Source organism: Acidobacteriota bacterium (assembly GCA_016196035.1).
In the GTDB taxonomy this organism is placed as follows: domain Bacteria; phylum Acidobacteriota; class Blastocatellia; order RBC074; family RBC074; genus JACPYM01.
In genome coordinates this window covers 1-15,343 of the sequence record JACPYM010000088.1, presented here as the reverse complement: position 1 = coordinate 15,343, position 15,343 = coordinate 1, and the positions used below count along the sequence as shown (strand labels likewise).

The 15,343-nt window shown below is 57.8% G+C and carries 13 protein-coding genes; 5 read left to right on the top strand and 8 right to left on the bottom strand.

The window, feature by feature from the left end; all coding sequences use genetic code 11:
- Nucleotides 1-60: 60 nt before the first annotated feature.
- Nucleotides 61-2,133: a winged helix-turn-helix domain-containing protein gene (locus HY011_25265; protein MBI3426254.1), complete on the bottom strand. Its 2,073-nt coding sequence runs from the start codon at nt 2,131-2,133 to the stop codon at nt 61-63.
- A gap of 638 nt (nt 2,134-2,771) precedes the next feature.
- On the opposite strand from HY011_25265, the gene HY011_25260 reads away from it, so the two are divergent.
- A complete protein-coding gene (locus HY011_25260) occupies nt 2,772-3,773 on the top strand; it encodes an AMP-binding protein (protein MBI3426253.1) in 1,002 nt (333 codons plus the stop codon).
- A 41-nt stretch (nt 3,774-3,814) separates the two neighbouring features.
- Here HY011_25260 and ygiD read toward each other — a convergent pair whose 3' ends face one another.
- The 6 genes from ygiD to HY011_25230 form a co-directional block, all read right to left on the bottom strand.
- On the bottom strand, nt 3,815-4,594 hold the full coding sequence (gene ygiD / locus HY011_25255; GenBank protein MBI3426252.1) for a 4,5-DOPA dioxygenase extradiol: 780 nt from the start codon (nt 4,592-4,594) through the stop codon (nt 3,815-3,817).
- Nucleotides 4,595-4,632: 38 nt separating this feature from the next.
- A complete protein-coding gene (locus HY011_25250; GenBank protein ID MBI3426251.1) occupies nt 4,633-5,076 on the bottom strand; it encodes an HNH endonuclease in 444 nt (147 codons plus the stop codon).
- On the bottom strand, nt 5,069-5,458 hold the full coding sequence (locus HY011_25245) for an STAS/SEC14 domain-containing protein (GenBank protein MBI3426250.1): 390 nt from the start codon (nt 5,456-5,458) through the stop codon (nt 5,069-5,071). The genes HY011_25250 and HY011_25245 overlap by 8 nt, the downstream gene beginning before the upstream one ends.
- A gap of 16 nt (nt 5,459-5,474) precedes the next feature.
- Nucleotides 5,475-7,385, bottom strand: a complete 1,911-nt coding sequence (locus HY011_25240; protein MBI3426249.1) for a DEAD/DEAH box helicase family protein — start codon at nt 7,383-7,385, stop codon at nt 5,475-5,477.
- A 304-nt stretch (nt 7,386-7,689) separates the two neighbouring features.
- Nucleotides 7,690-8,136: an IS200/IS605 family transposase gene (tnpA, locus tag HY011_25235; GenBank protein ID MBI3426248.1), complete on the bottom strand. Its 447-nt coding sequence runs from the start codon at nt 8,134-8,136 to the stop codon at nt 7,690-7,692.
- A gap of 162 nt (nt 8,137-8,298) precedes the next feature.
- Nucleotides 8,299-9,756, bottom strand: coding sequence for a glycoside hydrolase family 140 protein (locus HY011_25230; protein ID MBI3426247.1), 1,458 nt, complete (start codon nt 9,754-9,756; stop codon nt 8,299-8,301).
- A 197-nt stretch (nt 9,757-9,953) separates the two neighbouring features.
- Here HY011_25230 and HY011_25225 point away from each other — a divergent pair, with 197 nt between their 5' ends.
- A complete protein-coding gene (locus HY011_25225; GenBank protein ID MBI3426246.1) occupies nt 9,954-12,077 on the top strand; it encodes an SUMF1/EgtB/PvdO family nonheme iron enzyme in 2,124 nt (707 codons plus the stop codon).
- Between the two features lie 160 nt (nt 12,078-12,237).
- Here the strand turns inward: HY011_25225 and HY011_25220 are convergent, their stop codons facing one another.
- Nucleotides 12,238-12,660 (bottom strand): hypothetical protein, encoded by a 423-nt coding sequence (locus HY011_25220; GenBank protein MBI3426245.1) that lies wholly within the window; start codon nt 12,658-12,660, stop codon nt 12,238-12,240.
- 328 nt (nt 12,661-12,988) lie between these two features.
- Here HY011_25220 and HY011_25215 point away from each other — a divergent pair, with 328 nt between their 5' ends.
- Genes HY011_25215 through HY011_25205 form a run of 3 tightly spaced genes read left to right on the top strand, consistent with a single transcriptional unit; the run spans nt 12,989 to nt 15,198 of the window.
- Nucleotides 12,989-13,537 carry a peptidylprolyl isomerase gene (locus tag HY011_25215; protein ID MBI3426244.1) on the top strand — a complete coding sequence of 183 codons (549 nt, stop codon included), beginning with the start codon at nt 12,989-12,991 and terminating at the stop codon, nt 13,535-13,537.
- 22 nt (nt 13,538-13,559) lie between these two features.
- Nucleotides 13,560-14,855, top strand: a complete 1,296-nt coding sequence (locus tag HY011_25210; protein MBI3426243.1) for an amidohydrolase family protein — start codon at nt 13,560-13,562, stop codon at nt 14,853-14,855.
- 4 nt (nt 14,856-14,859) lie between these two features.
- A complete protein-coding gene (locus tag HY011_25205; GenBank protein MBI3426242.1) occupies nt 14,860-15,198 on the top strand; it encodes a cupin domain-containing protein in 339 nt (112 codons plus the stop codon).
- Nucleotides 15,199-15,343: the final 145 nt, after the last annotated feature.

Here is a 15,343-nt window from a genome sequence, read left to right as displayed (position 1 = left end):
TGCGCGGCTTTTACAGATAGTGGACGAGACGTTCGCGCTCCCCCTCTCCGCTCTGGCTAGTCAGAAAAACTTCTGCTTGAACGCTTCGTGCCGTTTCTTGGCGGCGTCCATCAATTGCGCATAGGAGGCTTCCGCACGCAGGTTTTCCAGCAACGGGTCGCTGATGAAATATGGATAGCAGAAAAAGCCGCCTTCGATGCTGCGGCGTAAGAGGCGCAGGGCAGCGGGCTTTTCGCCCAACACGGCGTAACCTTGCGCCACTTTGTAAGTGCCCTCGGCCTCGATCACGCCGCCCGCTTCGAGCTTGCGTTCGGTATCGCGCAGCAAGCTGATGCCTTGCGCCGTTTGGTTGGAGAGGCCCGCGCTCAGGGCTTTGCCGATCTGGGTGTAAAGCGACGGGTCGAGCGCATAGGCGCGGTCGAAATGTTCAGCCGCCTGCGTCCGCTGATTCAAATAGTAATGCGCAAAGCCGCGATAGAAGACGATGAAGGCTTGGTCATTGCGCGGCGGCAGGCTCTGCAAAAATTTGTCGTACTGGCCTGCATACAGATAGCTGTTGAACGCCGAGCTGTTCAGTTTGACGTGCGGATCGAGTTGGCGCGCCAGTTCGCCCTCCTTGATGGATTCGGGCAGCAGCCCGCCGAACCGGTAGGCATAACCCAATTCCCAATGCGCCTCGGCGTGTGCGGGATTGGTTTTGAGCACGGTGCGCAATTGCGGTACGGCCTCTTCGACGCGGCCTGTGTCGGTGAAGAGGTTAGCGAGAAAGATGCGCGCTTCGATCTCTTGCGGATTGAGCGCGAGGGCTTTTTCGTAAGCCTGTTGCGCTTGCTGATAAACCGTGCGGCCACCGAACGCGAACGAAGCTTGCGCGGTGTAGGCGCGGCCCAGATGCGCCCAAGCGCCGGCGTATTCGGGATCGAGCGTGGTGGATTGTTCCAGATCGCTGATGGCGCGCGCGTAATCAGCGGCTTGATAGGCGTCCAACCCGCGCAAGTAGGCTTCATACGCGAGCGGATTGCGCGGCGCATTGCGCGTGAGTTGTTCCGATTCGATGGGCGTCAGGTTGACGCGCAACCCGGCGAGCACTTGTTGCGTGACGCGATCCTGCACGGTCAGCAAGCGGTCGTATTTCAAATCCAACGGCTGCGCCCAGAGCACCTGTTTGTTGGGCACGTCAATCAATTGCAGATGGATGCGCAGGTCATCGCCTTCTTTGAGAAAGGTGCCGGTCAGCAACTTGTCTACATTAAGTTCGCGGGAAATCGTTTGCGGATCGGGTTCGGCCTGGCCAGTTTTGACGGCGGCAGCGACGCTGGCAGCCACTATGGCGGAAGGCCGCACGGTCAGCGCGCTGACATAGTTTAGTTTGGTGATGATCGCGTCGGCCAGCGAAAAGCCCAGGAAGTCGGTCTCAGGTGCGGGTTTCAAATTGCGCAACGGCAAGACGGCCAAACGCGGGCGTTCGGCTTTGGGGGCTGATTTATTTGGCCGCGTAAAAACCCAGCCCGCCAGCAGCAACGCCAGCGCTGCCATCCCCAAGCCAAACCATTTCAACCGGTCAGACGTCCGGCTAGGTTGCGCCGTCAAAGTTGGCGGACTGGCCAGCGAACTGCCAGGCGAACTAGAAGACAACGACGTCAGCGCTGGCGCGTCTTCGGCAAACGCATCTGCAATGTTGCTGCTTATCTCATCCGTTTCTACCGCAGCCTGCGCATTCAAATCCAGCAACGCCTCTGCCTTGCCAACCTCACCCTGTGCCGGCGCATACGCCGGGCGCGCGGCGGGGCGTTGCGCCTGTGCCCAAACCTGTTTCGCCTCGCCGACAAACCGGTAGCCGCGTTTGGGCACCGTCTCGATGTAATGGCCACCGCCCGCCTTTTCGCCCAAGGCGCGGCGCACGGCTGAAACGTTTTGCGCCAGATTGCTCTCTTCGACAAAGCTGTCCGGCCAGATTTGCGCGATGAGTTCGTCTTTGGTGAGCAGCCGTTGCTGGTTCTCGACAAACAAAAGCAAGGTATCGAAAGCTTTGGGTGTGAGCGCCACGGGCTGACCCGTGCGCGTGAGCAGGCGCTCCGCCGGGTCTAACCGGAACGGGCCGAATTCATACAAGGGACTTGCAGGTTTTGCCATTACCACTTTTGAAAAATCACCAGTACTGACAATGGTTTTACCAATTTTTGTGCTGATCGTGGGGGAAGCGGGGCGCCCGGCGGGCTGCCTCAATGCGGGGTAAACCAAAGCCGCAGCAGGCCAGGCAGTTTGTAAAACGCGGGCATTCTAACGTAAGGACGGACGCTGCACAATTGACGTAAATGATGAAGGGACAGCCTGATACGCGCTTCAAAGAGCAGCGCGTCAGCACCCGGATTATTCATAGAAATTTCAAAACGCATTCAAGACTTTAGGGCCTGCTTCCGGCTATCTTGCTTGCGTCATCAGGGCATCACAGACGATGCGCCGCAACCCTTGGGCGTGGGTACGGACAAGCGTCCGCACCGCCCACGCGCCAGGGGAAGCGCGAAAGCAAACAGCAAATCCAACACGGCAGGCGCAGCCCCGCGCAGGCTGGTTGAGGTGTGCAAACAGGAATCAAACAGGAGAAGTCCCGCAGGCAGCGCCACAAACGAAACGCTATGATGCCCTTTGTAGTAATGAATTTATTCGTCACGCCGCGTCACCGCGCGAATAAATTCGCTACTCCAGGGGGGGCGCAGTATTTATCAATCTTAGAGTGATGCGCCAAAGCCCTGCCCAAAAGAACCAGCGCCATGAGCATTGACAATCAACTGCCTCCCATCACCGTCCCTGAAATCCCGCTTGCCCAATTTGTGTTGCAGCACGCCTTGCAACTCGGCGCCAAAGCCGCCTTGATTGATGGCGCCAGCGGACGCACGCTGAGTTACGCGCAACTTTGGACGCAACTGCGCCACGTCGCCAAAAGCCTGGTGCAGCGCGGCTATCGCAAGGGCGATGTCTTTGCGTTGTACAGCCCGAATCTGCCCGAATACGCGGTCGCCTTTCACGCGCTCACGACGCTGGGCGGCGTCGTGATGCCGGTCAATCCGCGCTGCACGCCGCATGAATTGTCCGGACAACTCAATGAAACGCAGGCCAAATGTCTATTGACGGTGGGCGCGTGTTTGAATCACGCACTGCAAGTCGTTGAGCAAACCGCACTGCGCGAAATCTTCACCTTTGACAGCGCGCCGCACGCCAAACATTTCGCCGAATTGTGCGAGAGCATTTTGCAGGAAAACGAAGTGCCCACCGACGCGCTGATCGAACCGCGCCACGATTTGGCCGTCTGGCCGGGCGCGGCAGACGGGCCGCAAAACGAAACGCAAACACACCACAGCCTGGCGCACAGCCTGTTGCAATTTGCCAATAGCGAGGCCGCACATTCGCCCAACCCGCGCGCTGTCTTTCTGGGCGTCGCGCCCTTTCATCAACCGGCCAGCTTGTTGTTGTTGAATTACGCGCTTTATCAAGGCGCGACGGTCGTGACAATGCCGCGCTTTGAATTGCGGGCGTTTTTGCACACGCTGCAAAAGTACCGTGTGACCCACGCCGCGCTGTTGTCGCCCTGGGTGGAATTGCTGGCGACCGACGCCTTGGTCGAAAAATACGATCTGTCCACCTTGCAAACGCTCTACGTCACGGACGCCGCGCTGGCTGAAATGGGCGCCCAACGCTGCGCCGCGCGCTTGCATTGTCGAGTCAAACAGGTTGGGAAGTTGGGCAACGTAAGCAGGGCAACGGCTGAGTCGTAAAACTTGACAGTGTCTGCGAATAAGGTCGTTGGCCTGTACGCTCAGCCGACTTGGACTGTCAGCATCGAAATCGCGCCGCCTTCAAACCCTTCGACCGGGAAGCGAATTGGCTCAGCCACGCGGCGCAAGGCCAGCACATACAACAGCGGCAAATAATGTTCTGGCGTAGGCACCGCCAGCCGCGCCTCTTCGCCCATGTTTTCTAGCGCCAGCAGCGGCTGCACTTCGCCCGCTTGCAACAGCGTGCGCACCTGCGTTTCAAACCGCGCCGCCCAGTCAAATGCCACCGCCGCTGGGTTCTCCCATTGATACAACCGCAAATTGTGAACGAGGTTTCCGCTGCCCATGACCAACACGCCCTCGTCGCGCAACGTAGCCAGCCGCTGGGCCACTTCGTAATGCCATGCCGCCGGTTTCGTCGCATCCAGACTGAGTTGAATGACCGGCACATCGGCTTGCGGAAAGACGTGACACAACACCGACCACGTCCCGTGATCCAAACCCCACTGCTGGTCGAGCGCAACCGGCACCGGCGCAAGCAGCGCCTGCACTCGCGCCGCCAAGGCAGGCTCACCCGGCGCGGGATATTGCACCTGATAAAGCTCCGCCGGGAAGCCGCCGAAATCGTGAATCGTGCGCGGTTGCGCCAGCGTCGTCACCGCCGTGCCCGCTCCATACCAATGCGCCGACACCGCCACAATCGCACGCGGACGCGGCAGACTTGCGCCAATGTTGGCCCAGCCGCGCGTGTAAGCGTTCTGTTGCAGGGCGTTCAGCGGGTTGCCGTGGCCGAAAAAGAGAGCGGGCATGGGTTGGTTCATGGGTTGTGTTCCTCTTGGTGAAGCTGGGCCGCCACAGGTCAATTCGCAGCGGGACGATGCGACGGCGGATGCTCACGGTTGAGCACCAGCAGTTGGCGCAGATGAATAACGCCTGGGCGATTCAACTCGAGTGCTTGAACTGTGGCCCGGCCAACCGGTGTCAGCCCGATCAGAAAAAGATGGTCGCGGCCCCAAACAAAATGCTCGGCCCAATTGTCGCGGCGTGGATGGAAGAGTGAAACCCAGCGTCCAGTCGCAGGATCAAGGGCCTGGGTCTTGTTGCCTTTGGCGCAATTACAACCCTGGCAAGCCAGCGCGAGATTGTCGGCGCTGGTGGAGCCGCCCAAGCTTTCGGGCATGATGTGCTCGTTGGAATGCAACTGCGTGGCGCAGAAATCCGGGCAGAGACAGTATTCGCAATAACCCAAAGCCCGTTGCCTGACCAAGCGCCGCAATTTGGCTGGAACGCGCTTTTTAGTCATGCCGCACGGGTTTGAGTCCGAGTTGTTTGATCAGTTTGCGCAACGGAACGTTACGAATGGCCGCCAATTCGGTCAGCAATCCGAGCCGTTCGACATCGAACCTTTCGACTTCGGCAGTGAGCTTTTTCAACTCGCGCACCTCTTGTGGGCTGATGGTTTCCGCCCGGCGCTTTTTGATCAATTCGTTCAGCCGTTCTTGCCGCGCGGCAGGCAGTCCCTGATTGATTTTGAGTAGTAGTTCAGACTCGCGTTCAGAAAGCGTTGGCACACGTTGGCTGGCTTTTGCGGTAAACAGGCGGGTGATGAATTGCTGGAACTCTTTCTCTGGCATTTGCAGTGCGGCGTTAAGCAGTTGGTCGGGTTGGATTTGGATGCTCGGCATACGCTTAGCTCCTTTATTACGATTGAATAACACGCGGCTTCCAGACATGACGAAATAGCTGATAGCCCAGTAGTGGTCGGTGCCCATCTTCTGGCAAGCTATCTTCACAATCAAGAATTGTACAGATGTCTGTTCCACCAAACTTAGGTCCTCTGAGGCCACGACCGATGATTTGTTCGTAAAGGACTTGGCTGACTGTTGGACGTGCCACAACGACATGGGTTATCCGAGGTGCATCAAACCCTGTTGTGAGAACTTCACAGTTGCACAGAACACGAATGCGACCTGCCTTAAACTCGTTTACTATGCGGCGGCGTGTGACATCACGAGTTTTAGCACTTACGACTGCCGCAGGAACGTGCTTCTCGCGCAGCAGATATGCCATGCACTCGGAGTCGCGTACACTTGGGCCGAAGTAAAGAATTAGATTCAAGGGGTCTTCACAAATAGACAGAATTTGCTTGAAGACCGCCATTCGGCGACGCGAATTGTCAGCCTTAATTTTCAGTGCGTTGTCAATTTTCTCTATCTCTTCTGGGGTGATTTCTTCTGGATTTGCGACATCTGGAAATGATAGGCGGGTGGGAGTCTTAATTATCTCAACTATGGGGGTAGCAAGAATACCTCGCCGTTGTAGCTCTGCCCGTGGGTCGTCGCCAAGTGTTTTTTCAGCCTCAATCAGATTGGCAAATATCTCGCGCAACTCCTTTGTACCTGCTTCAGGGTCATTTCCCAAGTATTCAAGCCTGAATGGTGTGGCAGTCAATCCGACGAGTGACATGCGTTCGTCTTGGCCGACAAGTTCATCCACGATACGGCGATATGAAGGTGCTGCGGCTCGGTGCGCTTCATCAATAACGAGAATGTTTATGGAAGCGCGCAATAGGTTGAGAATTTGTTGGCGATCTTCATCAGAGGCTTCAATGAGATTAACTATGCGATTTGGCGTGGATACCAAGACACTGGGTTGATAAGCAATACGATTGAGCGACTCGTAATGCTCATCATCAAGCTGTGTGTATTTGCCCCAAAATCGGAAAAGCATAAGAGGCGAGACAAAAGTTGCTCCCTCCCAAACCTGGCGAAAGCAGGTATATGCCTGTTCGCAGAGTTCCTCAGTATGAGCTAGCCATAAAACGGAGCGTGAGTTTGCAGTGCCTGAAGGGTCATAGTGTTGTTTAAACCAATCACGAATGGTTTCTACTGCTACACGAGTTTTGCCAGCACCTGTTGGTAGCGTGACAATCGCTCGCCGACCAGGAGATCGCAGCGATTCGGAAAGTTGTCGCTTCACCTCCTCTTGAAAATCTGCCAGTTCTTGTAGCTCGAAGCGTCCCTCAAGGTATTCGTAATGAGGAAGGGAGTCTTCTGTGGGTATGCCTGCAAATTCTGGTGGAAAACCTGTTGCATCAACAAAACTAATCGCTTGCCCTTTCCCAGGATGCCAGCGTCGGGGCACCTCAACTCTTGCGTGTCTGCCAATCATTTCACGGGCTTTTCCTTCCCGAAAAAGATCAAACCCATGCTGAATTATTAATGCAGCGGCGAGTTCGGGTTTGCTTCCGCGGCGGTCTTCACCTGTCGCATATTTACGCGCCTGGCGCACGGTTTGGGCAACTGGCCCTAACAGCTCTTCTAACTCGCGATGCTGAAGAAGCTCGCATAATCTTTGGACCGCTTCATTTTCCCACTCGGTCGAAAATGTTGGGCTGGTTTCAGTATCGTCTGGCGTTTTGCCTGCACGCTTTTTGACAACAAATCCCCCAATACCTTTGGCTCCCGCTTCAATTAGCTGATGTTTTAGAATGGCTCGCTTGATCTCGGCGTATTCCTCATCAGCGATATCGAAGGAGTTCAGTATTTCATCTTTTGTTATCTCGCCATTGTCGAGTACGTACTCAATGATCTGATTGATTCGTTCGTTCATTACATTCACCTTCGTTATTTGTGCCTATTGTTGCGACCGGCAAAGTGATTAGGGCGGGCTCTGCGGTAGTCGAAATCTTGCTCTGGCAGTGGTTCGTTTGCTTCGGATCAACTTCGCTCATTTGCCAAGCGTGCTGACGGCCCACAGCTTACCCCTGAGCACCATATTTGCCAATCTCGTTTCTTGCGATGCTTGCAGGGCGGTGGAATTTGTCCCGAAGGGACAGCGGAATGTAGCCGGTGGTGAAACCACTGGGACCGCGCGCGAAAAGGCCCGCGCCCCGGCAGGGGCGCAGGACGAGGCTTCACCAGAGATACTTTTCGTCATACTCCACCCCGCTTTGTTGCAGAAACTCCAGGTACTCCGTCTGAAACGTTTGCTGGCGATGATGTTCTTCTTGATTGGCGATGTAGCGTTTGACGATGGCGAGTTGCGAGGGGCTGACGGTGAACGCGCCATAGCCTTCCTGCCAGGCAAACAAAGGCTTATGCAATTCCTGATGCACCCATTTTGAAGAGGAGCCTTTGAGTTCTTTCAGCACGTCTGCGAGGCGATGCGTTGCGCGCAATCCGACTAGCAGGTGAATGTGGTCTGCTACGCCGCCGATGGCTTCGGGGACGCCGTCCAGGTCATTGATGATGCCGCCGAGGTAGGCGTGCAAACGTCCGCGCCAGTCGGGGTGCATGTAGGCGATGCGGTCTTTGGTGCTGAAGATGAGGTGGAAATGCAGACTGAGATGAGTTGATGGCATGGCTTATCTCCAAGAGTTGTCCAGCGCCCCTGCCGGGGCGCGGTGATGGTTGTTGTGATTCCGGTGGTTTCACCACCGGCTATATTCTGCCGTGCCTCTGGCACAAGAAAGGGCACCAACGACTTTTGGTGTTGCCGATTATCACTGTTGCGAGGAGTAAGTTTATTGCGCGGCCCCCGGCAATGTGAACCCCGCCCCCGCATCCACCAACACCAACACCCAATCATTCCCCCGCCCGCTACTCGGCGGCGTAAACGTCTGTATGCCCGAGCTGTCTTGATCCTTCAGCGAATAGGCAATGCCATAACGTGGGTCGTACCAATACTGTTTTTGCTGTTCGGCTTTGATGACGCTTTTGTCCAGTGTGAAGCTGTCGCCGTGCGGGGTGTAAAACAGCGCGAACGAGCCGTCACTGGCACGCGCCGCGCGCATACGTGCGCCGCCGGTTGTGGGGCCGTTCAGGATCAGGCGTTGATCGGGGATAAGGTTGGTGAAGGGCAGGGCTTCGAGCAAGCGGCGCAGGTGGCGCATTTGGAACGCGCCGGGATGGTCTAGGGCTTCGTGCCAAGGGATGTTCGCGCCGATGATGCTGCCGGGGCCGCCGAACAGGTCGCGAATGCGATTGGGATCACCGACCGTGCGCGGGGCTTGACTGCCGGCTTGTCTAGTCGGCGGTTTGTACATTTGCCAGATGTTGTTGTTGCCATAGGTGAAGCCGCACGCCCCGGCCAGCACCGACCACCACGCGGCCTGGCGCACGTCGAAATCGTCGAAGCGCGTGATGCCGTCCACGTTGCGGTTGTAAAAGCCCACGGGAATACCCTCGTAACGCGGCTCGCCATCCAGCGTTGGTTTGACGGGCGTCAGCGCGTAATCGTGTTCGACATACAGTCCGTTGTCGTGATCGCGCGCGGCGTGCGAGGACTGGAACATATTGAAATCGAGCCAGGGCGCGTCGTGCAGTTTGAGCGAAGACATGCCGGGGCCAATCGGATGAAAAGTTTTCAGGTGCGCGCCGCCATCGCCTTCGCCCAAGCCCGCCGCCAGGGCGTCAATGATGGCGCGTTCAGCGTCATTGGTGATCGAACGGTCGCCGCCCAGCACCCAGATAATCGGTTTGTCTTTGTAACGCGCGCCGAGAAAGCGTCCGAATTGGCGTGCGTTCACGGGATTGAACGCGGCCTTGCCCAGCGCCCAATGGCTGCCCCAGGTCGGCAGCATCCCGACATACAGGCCCAATTCTTCGGCTTTGTTGACGATGAAATCCACGTGGCGGAAATAGGCTTCGTTGGGCCGCGCCGGATCGCTTTCGAGCAACGGCAGATCGCCGTAAGGATTGGACACGGTCAAACCGCCCAGTTGCGCCAGCACGACGGCCTGGATCACGGTGAAGCCTTTTTGCGCGCGGTTGTTCAGGTATTGCGTCGCCTCTTCGCGATTGAGGCGATGGAATAACTCCCAGGCCGTGTCGCCGAGATAAAAGAAAGGCTTGCCGTTCTCGTGTTGCAAGTAGCGGCGGTTCGCCGTGAGTTTGAGTTTAGGCAGCGTTTGCCCAAGGGCATTGGCAGGCGCGAGCAGCAGCGCGCTGACGATGATGAAAGAACAGACAGGCCGGAACATTTGGTTCACAGGTTCGACTCCGGAAGAGAGGTTGGTAGTTTGACGATTGCGGCGCGTCACTTTAGCAGCGCGGCAGCGGCATGCGCCAGACGGGCCGCGAAATTCGCCTGGCTTGAACCGCGCGCCAGTATCAATCTGGCCGCGTTTGATTTAGACTTCGCGCCCGCAGCAGCTTTTCCGGCGGATCAAAAATCAAGATGAGTACCCAGGCAAATTTCGATTCCTCTAGCACAGGCGTCAGCGCTGGCCGCGTCCTTGGCGGGCGTTACCGTTTGGATGCGCTTATCGCCAGCGGCGGCATGGGCGAAGTCTATCGTGCCACGCGCTTGCATATCGGCGATGAAGTGGCGGTCAAAGTCTTGCGCTCCGAACTGGTGGACAACGCCGTCACGCGCGAACGCTTTCAACGCGAGGCGCGGGCGGCGGCGCGCTTGCGCCATCCCAATGCCGTCGTCATTCACGATTTTGGCGAAGAGGCCGATGGCGTGACGTTCATCGTGATGGAATTGCTGGACGGGCGCAATTTGCGGCAGGTGTTGGATGATGAAGGCGTGCTTGATCCCGTGCGGGTGTATCAGCTTTTGACGCAGATTTGTGCTGTGCTGGCCGAGGGGCACAAGTTGGGCATCATTCACCGCGATTTGAAGCCGGAAAACGTGATCGCTTCTGAACGGCACGGTATGGCCGAACAGGTCAAGTTGCTGGATTTTGGTATCGCCAAGTTGCTCGACAAAGAGCAGGACTCAGGCATGTTGGAACCGGCGTTGACCAAGGTCGGCACTTTCATCGGCACGCCCAGCTATATGTCGCCCGAACAGTGTCAGGGCGAACCGGTGGATGAGCGTTCGGATATTTACAGCCTGGGCGTCGTGCTTTACGAATTGCTGACCGGCCAATTGCCCTTCACGGCCAAGACGCCGACGGGCGTGGCGATCAAGCACGTGATGGAAACACCCAAGCCGTTGCGCGAGCAGCGCCCCGATTTAAGCGCGGAGATTGAACAAGTCGTGTTGCGCGCGTTGGAAAAGAGGCCGCCCGACCGGCAGCCCACAGCGCGCGTCCTGGCGCAGGAATTCGCTGCGGCGGTGAAATTGACTGTGCCGAGTGCCGCCTTGGCGACACCCCACGCCGAAGGTGGGGCGCTGCCCGGAGCGTCGAGCGAGCCGACTTTGCTGGACCCGGCTTCGACACAGATGCTCAAACCGGCGCGCGACACCAATCCGCAACAACACGGCACTGGCGCGCAGGCGCAAAGTTATGACACTTCGGTGGGCGCGGCGGTCAAACCAAAAGACGTTCAAGCCGAGATTCCCACCGGCAGCGCGCCATTGGCCGCCGCAGCGTCCGACTCAGGCGTATCAGGCAGCCTCGCCAATGCTGCCGCCAGCGCCGCTTTGCCCGCCAGCGCCGGTCTCGACACGCAACGTTTGGCGGCCCGCAAAGACGAAGCCCCGCCCGACAATTCACCCGCCGCCATCCTGACCCGGTTAAGAGCACAACCATTGTTGTTGGGCGCGTTGGCGGTCATCGTTTTGTTAGGAGCTGTCGCCTGGTGGTTGACCAGCCCTTCATCCGAACCCCGCGCCGAAACGCCGGTGCCGGTGACGCCCACGCCGCCCAGCAGCGCTACGCCGGTGGCGACTCCCACTGCGACGCCCGCGACATTTGAAGACATGGTGTATGTGCCCGCCGGCTCGGTGTTGTTGAATGCCAACAGCAACGGCAAATGTCCGATTGCGGCAGTCACGATCAAGCCGTTTTATCTGGACAAAACCGAAGTCACCAACGAACAGTACGCCTTGTTTTTGGCGGCCAATAATTATCCGCCGCCGCCTTCGTGGACAGGCGGATTGTTTGCGGCGGGCGCCGAGAAATTGCCCATCACCGATGTCAGTTGGGAAGACGCGACCACTTACGCCGCCTGGGCGGGCAAGCGGTTACCGACCGAAGCCGAATGGGAATATGCCGCGCGCGGCGGCAAAGACTGGCTCTATCCCTGGGGCAACGAATGGCGCGCCGAATTGGCCAACGTCAATGGCAAGCAATTGCAACCCGCCGGCAGTTTTGCGCAAGGCCGCGGCGCCTTTGGCGCGTTCGATCTGATCGGCAACGCGGCGGAATGGACGGCCAGCAATTACAACGCTTGCGCCAAAGACGAAGCCGCCAGCGCCGCTTCCGATGCGGCCAACAAAGTGGTGCGGGGCGGCTCTTATGAAAGCAAAGAGGCGACGGCGGCGTTGCGGCAAAGCCTGCCCGCCAAACGGCAAGGCGCTGCGAATTTCAAAGCCGTCGGCTTCCGCTGCGCGCGCGATGTGCAATGAAGCGAAGGCGGATTGCGGATTGACAAGCTGCGGTTTCAAAAGCAAAGGCCGGAGTGTTCGCTCGAACACTCCGGCCTTTGCTTTGCAAAAATAACGGGCTTCAATCCACAAGCTCAAATCTCAAATCTCAAATCTCAAATCTCAAATCTGTAATTCATCTTTACTGCGCTTTTTTCTCTTCCAACAGGGAAGGTTGGCCGCGATGTTGCGCGCACCGTTGCCCCGGTTGAACCAGGCGGCGACAGGGTGTGCCGCGCCGTGTGCGTGCGCCGCAGAAGGCGTTGGCCGATACCTGCACGGCTGGCGGCGGGTTGTCTGGTAAGGGTTGCGCGGTGGCGTTCAACGCGGTAACGGCTGGGGCGGGCGGTGACGGCGGCGGGGCGCTTTCAGGCAAGACGAAGGCCCAACCTAACGTCGCCAGGATAGCGGCGAGCGGCAATAGCCAGCGATAGAGCGGCGAGCGTTGCCGTTGTGCACAGACGGGGCAGAAATAGCGCGGCCCCCAGCGCCAGCGCACACGTTGCGCGGGCAGCGCATTGCCGCATTCGGCGCAAAAGTTGGCTTGATAAAACATCTGGCGCATCGGCTGCTCTCCTCAGGCACAAGGCGGCGGCAGTATAGCAGAACGCCGGTGCCATGCCGCAGATCAATGAGGTTGAATCAGGGAATTATGCTGAGCGCGGCCTCTCCTTGTAGTAGCGAATTTATTCGCGCTGTCGCGCCGCGAATAAATTCGCTATTACAAGGAGAGGCGCTCATTCAACCTCATTGTAGCGCTAGACGGTTCGGCTGGCGCGGCTTATCATCGGCGCGGTTTTCAAATCACAAGACAATTGAACCTGGAGGAGTGGATGCATTTTCAACGCCGTTGCTGGCTGGCCAGCGTGCTCGTGCTGCTATGGCTGTTACTGATGGTCTATGCGCAAGGCCAGTCGCCCAAGGTGCGCATACTCATCCAGACAGAACTGGGCGGCATCGAAGTCGAACTCGAAGCCCAGCGCGCGCCTGTCACGGTCGCCAATTTTTTGAAGTATGTGAATGGCGGCCATTACACCAACGGGCGCTTTCATCGCACGGTCAAGCGCGCGCCGGACAATCAGCCGAACAACGCCATCAAGATCGAAGTCATTCAAGCAGGCGTGCATCCTGACGACACCAAACAAGAGTTTCCGCCGATTCAACTTGAACGCACGAACGTGACGGGTTTGAAGCATCGGGATGGCACCATCTCGATGGCGCGGGCGGGGGCGGATACGGCGACTTCGGACTTTTTTATTTGCATTGGCGCGCAACCCGAACTGGATTTTGGCGGGCAGCGCAACCCCGATGGCCAGGGCTTCGCGGCCTTTGGGCAAGTGACCAAGGGGCTGGATGTGGTGAAAAAGATTCAGCAGGCCCCGGCTGACAAACAGGCGCTGACGCCGCCCATCAAAATTATTTCGATCAAACGCCTAAACTGAAATCAACATAAGGAACACCCGCATGAGAAAACTGCTTGCACCCGTGGCCCTCGCACTTTGCGTACTCTTGATTGTCCTGACCGTCGGCGCACAACAAACTGCTCGTCCCGCTGGGAATATGGTTGCCGTAAAGACCGGACGCGCCTTGGATGTGCGCACGGGCGCGTTCATCAACAACGCGGTCATCCTGATCGAGAACGACCGCATCACGGCGGTGGGCGCGCAGGTCAGCGTGCCCGCGAATGCAACCGTGATTGATTTGGGTGGCAAGACCGTGTTGCCGGGCTTGGCGGATTGCCACACGCATCTGACCTTCGAGCCGGGCGGGATGGGCTATTCGTCGGTGGGCATCTCGGTGCCGCGCGAGGCGTTGAAAGGTGCCAAGAATGCGCGTGTGACCTTAGAAGCAGGTTTCACCACGGTGCGCAACGTCGGCGCGAAAGGGTATTCCGACGTCGCGCTGCACGATGCGATTGAGGCCGGCGATGTGCCGGGGCCGCGCGTCATTGCATCAGGGCCTTCGCTGGGAATTACGGGCGGGCATTGCGATGACAACTTTCTCGCGCCCGAATATCACTACGTTGCTGAAGGCGTGGCCGACGGCGTGTCCGAAGTGATGCGCAAGACGCGCGAGAACATCAAATACGGTGCGGGCGTGATCAAAATCTGTTCGACCGGCGGTGTGCTCTCGCTGGGCGATGACCCCAAAGCCTCGCAGTATTCGCTGGAAGAGATGCAGGCGATTGTCACCGAAGCCCATCGCGCCGGGCGCAAAGTCGCCGCCCACGCGCACGGCGGTGACGGCATTAAACTCGCGGTGCTGGCGGGCGTGGACTCCATCGAACACGGTTCGTACATTGACGACGAAGGCATCAAGCTGATGAAAGAGCACGGGACGTATTTGGTGCCGACGCTTTATCTGAGCGATTGGTTTTTGGAAAATTACGCCAAGCTTGGTTTGCCGCCCGCAATGGTGGAGAAAGCGAAAACCGTGATGCCGATCATGAAGCAAAACCTCGGACGCGCCTTTCAACAGGGTGTGTTGGTGGCCTTTGGCACCGATGCGGCGGTTTATCCGCACGGTTTGAATGGACACGAGTTTGGTGTTTACGTGCGCCTGGGCATGACGCCGTTGCAGGCGATTCAGACGGCGACGGTGCAAGCGTCGAAGCTGCTGGGTTGGGAAGATCGCATCGGCGCCATCGAAGCAGGCAAATACGCCGACCTGATCGCTGTCGAAGGCGACCCGTTGAAAGACGTGACCGAATTGGAGCGCGTCAAATGGGTGATGAAAGGCGGCGTGGTTTTCAAACAATAATCTTATGGACGTGCAATTATTTTCCATTCAGCAAACTGCCGCGCAGATCACACAGGCTTACACCCCTGTCAATCTGGCGCAAGTGGACGAATGCGCAATCCGGCTGGTTAAATTCCAAGGCGAGTTTGAGCGCTGGCATGCGCACGAACACGAAGACGAATCGTTCATCGTCTTACAAGGCGAGATTCTCTTCCAAACCGAGGTTGGCGATTTTTTGTTGAAGGCTGGCGAAGGATTGGTGATCCCCAAAGGCTTGCGGCATTGCCCGAAAGCGCAGGCAGAAGGCGAGATGCCACTGGCGCTGATCATTGAACGTTCGGAGACGAAGCGGTTAGGTGATTGAAACAAGTAGGACGGACTTTAGTCTGTCCTATCGCATTAACCAGGACGAACAGACTAGCTCGGTTTTCATTTGCGTGTACGGTAGGCGCGCCGCGCCGGGACAGTACCGCGCGCGTGAGCAAGCGGCGCGTCAAGTACGGCTACGG

What these genes read in the sequence shown, in the direction of transcription:
- HY011_25265 (MBI3426254.1), bottom strand. Translation starts at nt 2,133, where the DNA reads ATGGCAAAACCTGCAAGTCCCTTGTATGAATTCGGCCCGTTCCGGTTA.
- HY011_25260 (MBI3426253.1), top strand. Translation starts at nt 2,772, where the DNA reads ATGAGCATTGACAATCAACTGCCTCCCATCACCGTCCCTGAAATCCCG.
- ygiD (MBI3426252.1), bottom strand. Translation starts at nt 4,594, where the DNA reads ATGAACCAACCCATGCCCGCTCTCTTTTTCGGCCACGGCAACCCGCTG.
- HY011_25250 (MBI3426251.1), bottom strand. Translation starts at nt 5,076, where the DNA reads ATGACTAAAAAGCGCGTTCCAGCCAAATTGCGGCGCTTGGTCAGGCAA.
- HY011_25245 (MBI3426250.1), bottom strand. Translation starts at nt 5,458, where the DNA reads ATGCCGAGCATCCAAATCCAACCCGACCAACTGCTTAACGCCGCACTG.
- HY011_25240 (MBI3426249.1), bottom strand. Translation starts at nt 7,385, where the DNA reads ATGAACGAACGAATCAATCAGATCATTGAGTACGTACTCGACAATGGC.
- tnpA (MBI3426248.1), bottom strand. Translation starts at nt 8,136, where the DNA reads ATGCCATCAACTCATCTCAGTCTGCATTTCCACCTCATCTTCAGCACC.
- HY011_25230 (MBI3426247.1), bottom strand. Translation starts at nt 9,756, where the DNA reads ATGTTCCGGCCTGTCTGTTCTTTCATCATCGTCAGCGCGCTGCTGCTC.
- HY011_25225 (MBI3426246.1), top strand. Translation starts at nt 9,954, where the DNA reads ATGAGTACCCAGGCAAATTTCGATTCCTCTAGCACAGGCGTCAGCGCT.
- HY011_25220 (MBI3426245.1), bottom strand. Translation starts at nt 12,660, where the DNA reads ATGCGCCAGATGTTTTATCAAGCCAACTTTTGCGCCGAATGCGGCAAT.
- HY011_25215 (MBI3426244.1), top strand. Translation starts at nt 12,989, where the DNA reads ATGGTCTATGCGCAAGGCCAGTCGCCCAAGGTGCGCATACTCATCCAG.
- HY011_25210 (MBI3426243.1), top strand. Translation starts at nt 13,560, where the DNA reads ATGAGAAAACTGCTTGCACCCGTGGCCCTCGCACTTTGCGTACTCTTG.
- HY011_25205 (MBI3426242.1), top strand. Translation starts at nt 14,860, where the DNA reads ATGGACGTGCAATTATTTTCCATTCAGCAAACTGCCGCGCAGATCACA.